At 46.7% G+C, this 11,052-nt stretch carries 11 protein-coding genes and 1 tRNA gene; 8 read left to right on the forward strand and 4 right to left on the reverse strand.

Going from position 1 to position 11,052, the window contains the following annotated elements:
- Positions 1-12 precede the first annotated feature (12 nt).
- The 4 genes from GV030_RS14650 to GV030_RS14665 all read left to right on the forward strand — a co-directional run bounded on the left by GV030_RS14650 (position 13) and on the right by GV030_RS14665 (position 4,205).
- Entirely contained in the window at positions 13-2,709 is a 2,697-nt protein-coding gene (locus GV030_RS14650) for a carbohydrate-binding protein (RefSeq protein ID WP_159583304.1), read from the forward strand.
- A 265-nt stretch (positions 2,710-2,974) separates the two neighbouring features.
- Positions 2,975-3,229 carry a hypothetical protein gene (locus GV030_RS14655; protein ID WP_159583306.1) on the forward strand — a complete coding sequence of 85 codons (255 nt, stop codon included), beginning with the start codon at positions 2,975-2,977 and terminating at the stop codon, positions 3,227-3,229.
- A gap of 11 nt (positions 3,230-3,240) precedes the next feature.
- Positions 3,241-3,624 (forward strand): VOC family protein, encoded by a 384-nt coding sequence (locus GV030_RS14660; RefSeq protein ID WP_159583308.1) that lies wholly within the window; start codon positions 3,241-3,243, stop codon positions 3,622-3,624.
- 89 nt (positions 3,625-3,713) lie between these two features.
- Entirely contained in the window at positions 3,714-4,205 is a 492-nt protein-coding gene (locus GV030_RS14665) for an FISUMP domain-containing protein (RefSeq protein WP_159583310.1), read from the forward strand.
- Positions 4,206-4,262: 57 nt separating this feature from the next.
- Here GV030_RS14665 and GV030_RS14670 read toward each other — a convergent pair.
- Positions 4,263-4,334, reverse strand: a tRNA-Arg gene (locus GV030_RS14670).
- 159 nt (positions 4,335-4,493) lie between these two features.
- Here GV030_RS14670 and GV030_RS14675 point away from each other — a divergent pair.
- The 3 genes from GV030_RS14675 (at position 4,494) to GV030_RS14685 (ending at position 6,236) form a co-directional block, all read left to right on the forward strand.
- Entirely contained in the window at positions 4,494-4,859 is a 366-nt protein-coding gene (locus tag GV030_RS14675; RefSeq protein WP_159583312.1) for an arsenate reductase family protein, read from the forward strand.
- Between the two features lie 71 nt (positions 4,860-4,930).
- The gene (locus tag GV030_RS14680; protein WP_159583314.1) at positions 4,931-5,728 is read left to right on the forward strand and encodes a hypothetical protein; all 798 of its coding nucleotides are present in this window, start codon (positions 4,931-4,933) and stop codon (positions 5,726-5,728) included.
- A complete protein-coding gene (locus tag GV030_RS14685) occupies positions 5,718-6,236 on the forward strand; it encodes a DUF350 domain-containing protein (RefSeq protein WP_159583316.1) in 519 nt (172 codons plus the stop codon). Before GV030_RS14680 ends, GV030_RS14685 begins: the two co-directional genes overlap by 11 nt.
- Here GV030_RS14685 and GV030_RS14690 read toward each other — a convergent pair.
- From GV030_RS14690 to hflX, 3 genes are all read right to left on the reverse strand, one after another.
- On the reverse strand, positions 6,233-6,787 hold the full coding sequence (locus GV030_RS14690; RefSeq protein WP_159583318.1) for a gluconate 2-dehydrogenase subunit 3 family protein: 555 nt from the start codon (positions 6,785-6,787) through the stop codon (positions 6,233-6,235). The genes GV030_RS14685 and GV030_RS14690 overlap by 4 nt on opposite strands.
- A gap of 5 nt (positions 6,788-6,792) precedes the next feature.
- Positions 6,793-8,511 (reverse strand): GMC oxidoreductase, encoded by a 1,719-nt coding sequence (locus GV030_RS14695; protein ID WP_159583320.1) that lies wholly within the window; start codon positions 8,509-8,511, stop codon positions 6,793-6,795.
- A 98-nt stretch (positions 8,512-8,609) separates the two neighbouring features.
- Positions 8,610-9,749, reverse strand: a complete 1,140-nt coding sequence (gene hflX / locus GV030_RS14700) for a GTPase HflX (protein ID WP_159583322.1) — start codon at positions 9,747-9,749, stop codon at positions 8,610-8,612.
- An 89-nt stretch (positions 9,750-9,838) separates the two neighbouring features.
- On the opposite strand from hflX, the gene GV030_RS14705 reads away from it, so the two are divergent.
- Positions 9,839-10,951, forward strand: coding sequence for a glycosyltransferase family 4 protein (locus GV030_RS14705; RefSeq protein ID WP_159583324.1), 1,113 nt, complete (start codon positions 9,839-9,841; stop codon positions 10,949-10,951).
- Positions 10,952-11,052 lie beyond the last annotated feature (101 nt).

Below are 11,052 nucleotides of genomic sequence, written 5' to 3' on the forward strand. Positions count from 1 at the left end.
AAAAAATCTAATATGCAAACCAAAATTTTTACCTCCTTGTGGCTGCTCCTGTTTTTGAGTGTAGTCAGCTTTTCACAGCCGGTACAAGTCACAAAATCTTATGGAAAACCTGTTTTCATGCATTACATGCCATGGTTTGATACACCGCAGTATGGGGGTGGATGGGGCTATCACTGGACCATGGCCAATAAAAACCCGGATGTGATAGTGGATGGCTCCACGGGTAAAAGACAAATTGCTTCGCACTACTACCCGATGATCGGGCCATATGATTGTCAGGATCCTGATGTGATCGAATACCACTTACTTCTTATGAAATATGCCGGGATCGACGGGGTTCTGGTAGATTGGTACGGTTCTCAGGGCACAAATGGGGATGTGGGTAGCCTCCTGACCAACTCTAATGCCCTTATTGATCAAACGGATGAAGCCGGAATGAAATTTGCCCTCATTTTGGAGGATCGCTTTTCGGGTTCCATCTCTCAGGCTCAGGGCAATATCGCCTATGCCAGAGATAACTATTTCAATAGAAACAACTACTACCGACATGGTGCCGGCAATGACCCGTTAGTGGGGGTATTCGGACCCATAACATTTCAAAATCCAGGGGACTGGACGACCATCCTTTCTGCGGCTAACGAAGACGTAGAGTTTCTTCCCCTTTGGTATGAAGCCGGGGATGGAGGATCCAACTCAGATGGAGAATACGTCTGGATCTACGAGGAAAATGATGACTATTACAGTCGAATGCAGACCTATTATCAAAACCGTGCCGGTTCTATGAAAACGGTGATGGGTGTGGCTTATCCTGGATTCCACGATTTCTATGCTGAAGGTGGGGCCGGATCCAGCTATTTCCACATTCCTCACAATGGCACCGGGACTTTAAGCCAAACGTTGGGCTTGGTCAATCAATATGGATCGAACATTGATATTCTTCAGTTGGCTACCTGGAACGATTTCGGAGAAGGGACGATTTTCGAACCCACTTTCGAGTTTGGGTTTAGTTTTCTGACCACCCTCCAACAATTTTTGGGCGTATCATATGGCGAATACGAACTTCAGCAGATTTACAGATTATATAACCTGCGAAAGCAACATGCAGGAAACGGCAGTATTCAATCTCAACTGAATCAGGCGTATGACCATTTTGTGGCGCTACGGGTGAACGATGCAGTATCGGTATTGAATGCTGTGGACGGGGGTACCCCACCACCACCTAGTTGTGATGTGGTGAATATTCCGGGAACCCTTCAGGCAGAGGGCTACTGCGGTATGTCAGGCATCCAGTTGGAAAATACGACTGATGCCGGTGGTGGTCAAAATGTGGGATGGATTGATGCTGGTGATTGGCTGACTTATCAGGTGAGCGTACCAACTTCTGGTAGTTATGTGGTGAATTATCGAGTGGCCAGTGGTAATGGTGGCGGTGGCATTCGACTGGAGCGGGCCGGTGGTGGTCAGACATTTGGCACCATAGGGGTTCCGTCTACAGGTGGATGGCAAAACTGGACCACTATTTCTCACACGGTACAGCTCACTGCTGGCCAGCAGGAGATTGCCATTGTGGCGACCAGTGGTGGGTACAACATCAACTGGATTTCGCTGGCAGCGGACGGAGGCGGCGGAGGCCCTAACCCTGTTTGGGGTACTGTGCAGGCGGAAGCCTGGTCTGCCATGAATGGAGTGCTGACAGAAACCACCTCCGATACAGGAGGTGGAGAAAATGTAGGTTGGATCGATGCAGGAGATTGGATGGAGTATCTCGTGCAGGTACCCACCACAGGATCATATAACATTGAATATAGAGTGGCCAGTGCGCCTGGAGGAGGCAGTGTTTCGCTGGCTCAGAATGGCGCCAACCTGTCGACCACAAACATTCCCAACACTGGCAGCTGGCAAACCTGGACGACTGTGAGTACTACAGTGAGCCTTACCGCCGGGGTGCAGACCATTCGATTGACAGCAGCATCAGGTGGCTGGAACATCAACTGGTGGAGTGTCTCCAGTGTTGGAGGAGGAGGAGGAAATCCTACCGGCGCTGTTTATAAAATCAGGAATGTTTGGCAAAATACATTCCTCGCCGATGGAGGCGACAGGGTGACTTACAGCACATCGGCATCAGGGGCTGCATATGAGTGGGAGTTGGTAGATACAGGCGGCAACAAGGAGTTGAAAAATGTGGCAACCGGAGAATATATGCATGTGCAGAACATCACCGGATATGTACAATGCACAGCGATCACCCCAGGATGGGGCAGTGCGCAGTGGGTAATAGAGGATGCCGGAAATGGAGAGTCCAGAATCAAAAACGTATGGCAGAGCAATGACTATATCCATGTGGAGAATCTCCAGGGCCATGCCCAGTATGGAACCATTTACCCGGCATGGGCCAGTGCCAAGTGGGTGCTGGAGCCAGTGAGTGGAGCCAGGGTGTTGTCTGAGTTTTTCATTGAGCAAAATGAGATAAAAACAGTACTGGATATCTACCCCAATCCTGTAACGGACAAACTCACCATTGATTTTAGTGGGAGTATTGATACAGAGACCGTATGGGCCCTCTATGATTTGTCCGGTAGTTTGATCATGAAGCGAAGGATGACTGCTCCGAGAATGGAAATCGTTCGCGGCGACTTGAAGTCCGGGGTATATATGCTTAGGATCAGCACTGAAAATGGAGTGCTTTCCAGGAAAGTGATCATTCAATAACTGCTTGTTACATCTTTTGTGAGAGCCCCGGCAATTGATGTCGGGGCTTTTTTATATCTATTCAACGCTCAGTCAATGGTTTACGTATTCCATTTCGGAGTAAGCGGATCAAAGGATGTAAGATTTCGGGTAATGTCGCAATCCACCCACAGGATTGTCGGATAAGCACATTCATAATCAAAACAGGCCTTGTTAGCTTTGAGAGAAGTTCGATGACCCTGGGGGCTAGGGTCTGAGAATTGTTTTTTTATTAAAAACGAAAACGGTGATTGAGATTTTCAAAACGGATGTGATGAGTACAGAAGATGCCTATCTACTGGTTGGGCAGCTAAATCATCAATTGGGTTATATGGCCAATTTCGACCTTCAGGATTGCGATCACATATTGCGGGTGGTCAACTCCGCGGGTGAGGTTGAGCCTCAAATCGTAATTCGGATGCTGGAAAAACAGGGGTTTTGTGCGGAGGTGCTACCAGATGTGGTGGAACACCCTGTAGATAGACTGAAACAATTACCTTAAACATTCATGATATGGACTATTTAGAAGCGTTTAGTGGGTTTTCTGTTGGTGATTTGAACCTGGCCAGGAAGTTTTACAAGGAGAATCTTGGCCTGGATGTACGAAACAATTCAATGGGGTTTCTGGAGCTCCACATTTCGGGAAACCGTCCGGTTATTGTCTATCCTAAGTCTGATCATCAGCCTGCATCCTTCACCATCTATAACTTTGTAGTGGCAGATATTGAGCAAACAGTGGGCGATTTGACCCGACAAGGTGTCACTTTTGAACAATATAAGGGCGCAATAGCTACGGATACTCAGGGAATTAGCCGAAGTAAACATGGGCCGGCAATCGCCTGGTTTAAGGATCCTTCCGGAAATATCTTATCCATCATCCAAAGTCATACTTCGTAGTAATATTTCCTGAAAAAATTGGATTGAGCCTCTCATTGGTTTACTTTTATGATCCGCCTTTATGATCGACTCCATTATACCCCTAACTGATGAAATGGATTGCGATTACCCTTCTGATGATGGCTTCTGGCCAATATGTGACTGCACAAAGTGGCCTTCGCGATCTTCGTGACAATGGGCAATATCAAACAGTCGCCATTGATTCTAAAATCTGGATGGCCGAAAATCTCCGATTCAATAGTAACCATAGCCACTTTTACTACCTCAGCGGGAGAGAGGTGTATTATGAGGGCAATGCCATTGCCAGTGATAGCCTGTGCCCCAAAGGATGGCGGGTGCCTACCCTGGATGAATGGCAGGCGCTGGGAAATCAGGCAAACCGAATCCAACCAAAACCTACTGGTTTTCTGGAAGCAGGTCGTTTTTCGGGCTTCGGAAAACAAGCGGTCTACTGGACCTCAACCCTCGATGATTCCTTAAACATGCCCCTTGCGGTAGAGTTGAACCCGGAGAATGGAGCGGTAAACATAAGACCTGCGTCCCTGTCCCTGCGAACGGCATGTAGGTGTGTGAAGGAATGATTTTATTTCGGTCCTATATTAAAAAAGCCCCCTAAACTCAATCAGGAGGCTTTTCTGTGGTCTCACCAGGAATCGAACCTGGATCTAAAGTTTAGGAAACTTCTATTCTATCCGTTGAACTATGAGACCTTAAAATTTCGGGTAGCAAAAGTAGGAAATTATTGATCTAATTCAATTCATCTGTAGGGTATTTTAAAGCCTTTGGAGAGCCTTATGAGTGGTTTCGGATCCTGATTCTTATCAAACAATACCGCGTTTGTCTGGTTGAGGGGTAAAAAAGAAAGAAAAATGGAAATAGCCGAAAACGAAATGCTTTTCATCTATGACTCCAATGATCTTCAGGATAGAGAGGCACTCGCCTATGCTAAAAGTTTGAAACATTATCATGTGAAAGCGCTGGATGTGAGAAAGCATACCTTCACAGAGTGGCAGTTGGAGGAGATTCTGGAGCGACTGGAAATGGAGCCTGATGATTTGATCAACCAGCGATCTGCGGTTTATCTGGAGGAGTATGTGGGCGTGGAGTTGAGCAGGGAGGATGCACTGAAAGCCATCAGAAAACATACTGATTTGATCCGAACACCTGTGGCTATCTACCACGATACTGCCAGACTGATCGGTTCTTCCTATGAGTTTATCAAAAAAGAGATGTAATAAGACGTTTGCCGGCATTAATTAGGCGCACCCTGTGGTTGAAAATTAAAGATGTTTTGCATCTTTAGTGCATGAAGAAATTTTTAAGGGTGGTAGGCTATTTTGTGGCCATTTTTTTCATCCTGAATATTTTAATTCAAACCATCAAAGAGACGGACACGGAGGAAAGATGCCCGGATGGGTTTGATGTAATCAATACCGATAACGACCGCCTGCACACCCGTGGCTGGAATTCAATTGATCAATCCAGAAGTTTTTGTGGAGCCTATCGTTCGAAGGGAGCTACCAGTGATCGTTTGGCCAAAAAGCGTCTGACCATGAATCTCCGAGGGGACAGCTATTTAGAATTTTGGTCGCACGTATATGCCAATCTGGTGACAGACAGTAAATCAGACATTGGTTTTTTGGTGGATTCACTGGCGGCCATCGGGGACCGTGATAAGCTCTCCAGGTTAGAATTGGCAGAATTGATTGTAAGCTTTGTGCAGGACATCCCGTATAGCTTCGTGGTTCCCGAGGATTGTAAGGAAATACAGACAGATGGCAAACCATGTGCAGGTAACATTCCTTTGGGGATATTATCCCCTTATGAATTTATTCATTCTCTTTATGGAGACTGTGACACCCGGGCAGTTCTCATCTATACCATATTGGAAGAATTGGATTTTGATCCGATGATTGTGGTAAGCAATGAATACGCTCATGCAATGCTAGCCCTGAAAGCCCCAGCTACTGGTGATTACCTGCTACATCAGGGGGAGAAATATTACTTTTGGGAAACTACTGCGAAGGGCTGGCCACTGGGCATGCTGCCACCCAACACAGGCAATGTGAATTATTGGAAATCCGTACTCGCTCATGAACTATAACATCGCCATTCTTGGCCTTATCGAAATTTTTTCTGCCATCACCATTGGCGTGTTTATTCTGGTATTGACCTACAAAATCGTGCAGTGGGTGGGTAGAAGATATTATGGTATTGAGTCCTTTAACGTGGCCTACAGTATTTTCATGGCCTCCATTATCTTATCTGTTGGCATTATGGTGAGTGGAATCATCCAGCCGCTGATGTCTTCATTCAGGCTGTTGGATAAGCAAAGCGAAAGCTTCATAGTGGCATTGAAGTACATTGGTATTGGCGGTGTTTATATTGCCATTGCCTACGCGGCGGCTATTTCTATTGGGCTGATCAGTACTTTCTTGTACAGCAAGCTCACACCCATCGATGAGTTTAAGGAGATCAGGGAAAATAACATTGGGGTAGCACTGGTTATTGGTAGCATACTGATCACGCTCACGCTTTTCACCAGAGATGGGGTGATGCTGCTCATCGAGGCAATAGTGCCTTATCCAGAATTACCTCCGATGACGCTTTAATAATAGTTTTTCCCAACCTCGGCATAAGGGATGTCACCATCATACACACCGGCAGCGTGCACATACATAAGCTCCTGGCTGGCGCCAATTTCGGAAGTGTAGTACCCGTATATGGTCATGCTCTTCAGTAGGGAGAAAAAAGAGCCTCCCGGTGTGCTTCGGCCTTCGGATTCCATTTGTTGGAGTAGCGTGATCTGATCTTTCTGGGATAGTTTGAGGAATGCATTCCCAAACTGCTTTTGGCTTAGTCTATCCATATTCTCCAGACCAGCAATGAACCTCTCCTTTTCTGGAACATCGCTCACCATGGCCAGTACCCTGTCGATGTATTGGTTGACACCAGCGGCCTTTGCCCCAGGGGTGTCAGTAGTGGGGATAATCAGCTCCACCAGCTCCTGTAGCAGCGCATCCTGATCAGTAGAGAATGTCAGTGCTTGGTAGGAAAGCTGTTTTTTCGATTCACAACTACCAAGTGCGGCAATGAGTGATGCTGAGAGGCTGATGCCCGCCGCACTTAGCGACATATTGATCAATGCTTTTCGTCTGTCCATGTCGATTAGAGGTTTCCGGATTTTAATTGTTTCACAGCAAAATCAGCAGCTCGCGCTGTGAGGGCCATATAGGTAATAGAGGGGTTTTGACAAGGAGAGGAGGTCATACAGGCCCCATCCGTGACGAATAGATTCGGTACTTCATGCGCTTGGTTGTTGCCATTGAGAAATGAAGTCTTGGGGTCTCTTCCCATCCTGGCAGTGCCCATTTCGTGTATACCAAACCCTGGTACCGCCCCGGCGGCATTGTCTTCAGCCGTGATATTGGTACATCCTACGTTTTCCAGCATCTCGGCCATAGAGTCCAGACAATCCTGCCGCATACGTTTTTCGTTGTCTTTAATTTCTGCGTTGAAAACCATCTTCGGGATGCCAAACTCATCTGTTTCCGTCGGGTGTAGCCGGGCGTGATTGTCGTAGTAAGGCAGGGTTTCTCCAAATCCCCACATGCCTACCCTCCATTCACCAGCCTCCTTTACTTTGTTTTTAAAGTCTGCACCAAAGCCCTCCATACCAAAGGCTTTTGACCATCCCTCACGATAGGCAGACCCTTCAAAGCCATATCCCCTGGAGAAATCGGGCATATCTGACGCTCCTCCTATGTTTCTATACCGCGGGATATAAAAGCCAATGGGCCGGTTACCACGGGTGGTTCTATCCAGAAAACCAGGGACTGTGGCGTTGACATCCATACCCAGGTGATGATCCATCAGGTAATGGCCCAGCACGCCACTGGTATTGCCAATACCGTCAGGAAATTCTTCAGATCTGGAATTGAGCAGGATCTGGGTGGAGGCCATTGCCGAGGCGCATACAAAAATCACTTTGGCCTTAAACTCTATGGTTTCTTTGGTCTCACTGTCAATCACTCGTACGCCTGATGCTTTTCGGGTTTCCGGGTCGTAAATGATGCTGTGTACTACGCTGAAAGGGCGGATGGTAAGGTTGCCCGTAGCAGCTGCCGCAGGCAGAGTAGAAGACAATGAACTGAAATAAGAGCCCGTACTGCAACCGCGCCAGCACGGCCCACAGTAGTGGCAGGGTGCACGCTCGCCAATGGGCTCTGTCAAAACAGCCGCTCTGGCGATGGTGAGGTATCTTTCAGGATAGAGTTCGCGGATTCGCTTTCTCAAATGCTTTTCGACCACATTCAGCTCCATAGGCTTTTGAAAGTTGCCGTCAGGGAGATAGTCGAGTCCCAGCTTTTCGCCGGAAATTCCCGCGAATTGCTCTACATAGTCATACCAGGGAGCTATGTCCTTATACCTGATAGGCCAGTCCACACCCACACCTTCTTTTTGGTTGGCTTCAAAATCCAGATCAGAAATGCGGAAAGTATAGCGTCCCCAGGTGATGGATTTGCCACCCACCTGATATCCCCGTGCCCAGACAAATGGTTTTTCTTCTACATATGGGCTTTCTGAGTCCTTTGAGAAGAAATGCAACGCAGTTTTGTCCAGGTAACCGATTCTTACAGCCTGTGAATATTCCTTTTTCTCCTCTTGGGTGAGTTGCCCCCTCAGGTCAAATTCCCACGGAGCTTTGTGTTCGGTGATGTAGTCTTTTCGATGCTCCACCGGGCGACCTCTTTCGAGCACCAGGGTTTTTAGGCCTTTTTCGGTAAGTTCTTTGGCGGCCCAGCCGCCGGAGACACCGGAGCCAATGACTATGGCATCATAGGCATCCGCTTTTTCTCCAATCTGAAAAGTAGTGTTAATGGGCATGTTGATGAGGTTTCAGCTACCCATTTTAATCATAATTCTTCAGAATCTGAAATACTCAGAGGCTTGATGCCTTTGGCAAGACCAACATCACCTTAATGTCAATAAGTTTCCGGTTCCAGGTAATTGGGATAAATCTTGATGTGCTCTTTTTTTACTTCTTTGGCGAGGAGCTCACGCATCTCCGTCAAATGGTATTTTGTTTTGGCAGAGACAAACATCGCTTGGTCATTTGCTCCGTTCTCGTTCAAATGAAGCTCGGCAATGTCCTCCACTTTATCTACTTTATTGTAAATCCTAATGGTCTTAATATCAGCAGCACCAATCTCCTCCAGGGTCTTTTCCACCACCTGTATGTGATCTTCATAAGCCGGGTTGGACACATCGATAACATGGAGCAGGAAGTCCGCTTCCTTTACCTCTTCCAGAGTAGATTTGAACGACTCGATCAGGTTGTGTGGGAGTTTACGAATAAAACCAACAGTATCGGACAGCAAAAAAGGAATCTGATTAATCACCACCTTGCGGACGGTGGAGTCCACCGTCGCGAAGAGTTCGTCTTTGGCATACACCTGCTCTTTGCTAATGAGGTTCATCAGGGAGGATTTCCCCGCGTTGGTATAACCTACCAGCGCTACGCGCACGATTCCATCTCTTGATTTTCGCCTGGTGGCAGCCTGAGTTTCTATTTTGTCCAGCTTTTTACGGAGGACATTGATCTGATTTCGGATATTCCTTCTGTCAGTTTCTATCTCTTTTTCTCCGGCTCCACCACGTGTGCCAGTGCCTCCCCTTTGGCGTTCCAGGTGAGTCCACATGCGGGTCAGACGAGGCAGCAGGTATTGATACCTGGCCAGCTCCACTTGCGTTTTGGCCTGTGTGGTTTGGGCTCTTTTGAGGAAAATATCAAGAATCAGTAAACTTCTGTCGTATATTTTTACTTTCAGCTCCTTTTCGAGGTTGCGCAGTTGAGAAGGCGTGAGGTCATCATCAAAAATAACGTTGCCAATGTTTTTGGCCTTGACAAACTCCTTGATTTCTTCCAGTTTCCCTTTGCCAACAAAAGTTTTGGTGTCAGGACGCTCCAGCTTTTGAGCGTAAGTCTTCTCTACTTTGATGTCCAGTGTTTGCACCAGAAATTCCAGTTCTTCAAGAAACTCAATGGTTTTATCGTCAGCCTGAAACTTTGGGGTGACAGCTACCAACACGCCGTATTCTTGTTCTTTTTTAGTTTCTATCATAAAAATTCCCTGATATTGTGCTTCACTACATATATTGTTATCAGGAAGTTCAAAATTAACTAAAATCAGGAGGCTGCTCAGTATCATCCATGAAAATTGCGATTATCATTAATACCAGCTGGAATATTTATAATTTTCGCAGGGGTCTTGTGAGGTGTTTTCTTGATCGTGGAGATGAGGTGATTGCCATCGCTCCGGGGGATGCATACTCGAAAAAGCTTCAGGACCTTGGATGTCGATTGATTGACCTGCCCATGTCTGCCAGTGGTATGAACCCCTTCACTGATTTTGTCTTGCTCCTGAAATTGCGAGGCATTCTGAAGGAAGAAAGACCCGACGTGGTGCTGACCTACACCATCAAGCCCAACATCTATGGTTCGTTAGCAGCCGGGTGGCTTGGAATCCCCTGTATCTGTAATGTGAGTGGATTGGGGACTACTTTTTTATGGAAAGGATGGGTAAAGAAAATGGCCACAACACTCTATTCATTTGCGTTTCGGTTCAATAGTTGGGTGTTTTTTCAGAACACGGATGATCGTGAAGAATTTGGCAGGTTTGTGAGGATTGATATGAGCAAAACGAGTCTTCTTCCTGGCTCAGGGGTAGATGTTGATCACTTTAAGCCGGGCTCACCTCCAGAGAACTCCATTCCTGTCTTTTTAATGATTAGTAGGCTTTTGGTGGAGAAAGGAATATACGATTTCATTGAAGCCATCAGGATTTTAAGAAGGAAGGGGAGGAAGGCCGAGTTTCATTTGATTGGTGGATTGGATGAAGAGCATTCACGAGCGGTTTCCAGAAGTGAGTTGGAAGAGTGGATAGAAGAGGGATTGATCAGCTATCAGGAACATATTGAGGATGTGAGGGTGGCTATTGCGCAGGCTGATGTGGTGGTTTTACCTTCTTACAGGGAGGGTACACCGCGTACCTTGCTGGAGGCCGGCGCCATGGGGAAGCCATTGATAGCTACGGATGTACCAGGGTGCAATCATGTACTCATTGATGGATACAATGGATTCCTGTGCAAAGTCAAAAATCCCAATGACCTTGCTGCTAAGATGAGCTTGTTTCTTTCCCTTAATGATGAGGAGCAATTTCAAATGGCTCAAAACGCTCGCCAGAGCATTGTAGAGCGGTTTGATGAGCGACTGGTCATCAAGCTTTATAGTGACAAGATGGATGAATTCGTTTCGGGCTTATAATGAACAGTATCAAGGCTATTTTTAGGTTTTGGCTTATCTTCGCCATCAAACTCAGTTGTTCTATATGATTTTCAATATTTCCACGATACGGTGGCTTTTCC

Source organism: Marinoscillum sp. 108, from assembly GCF_902506655.1.
Taxonomy (GTDB): Bacteria; Bacteroidota; Bacteroidia; order Cytophagales; family Cyclobacteriaceae; genus Marinoscillum; species Marinoscillum luteum.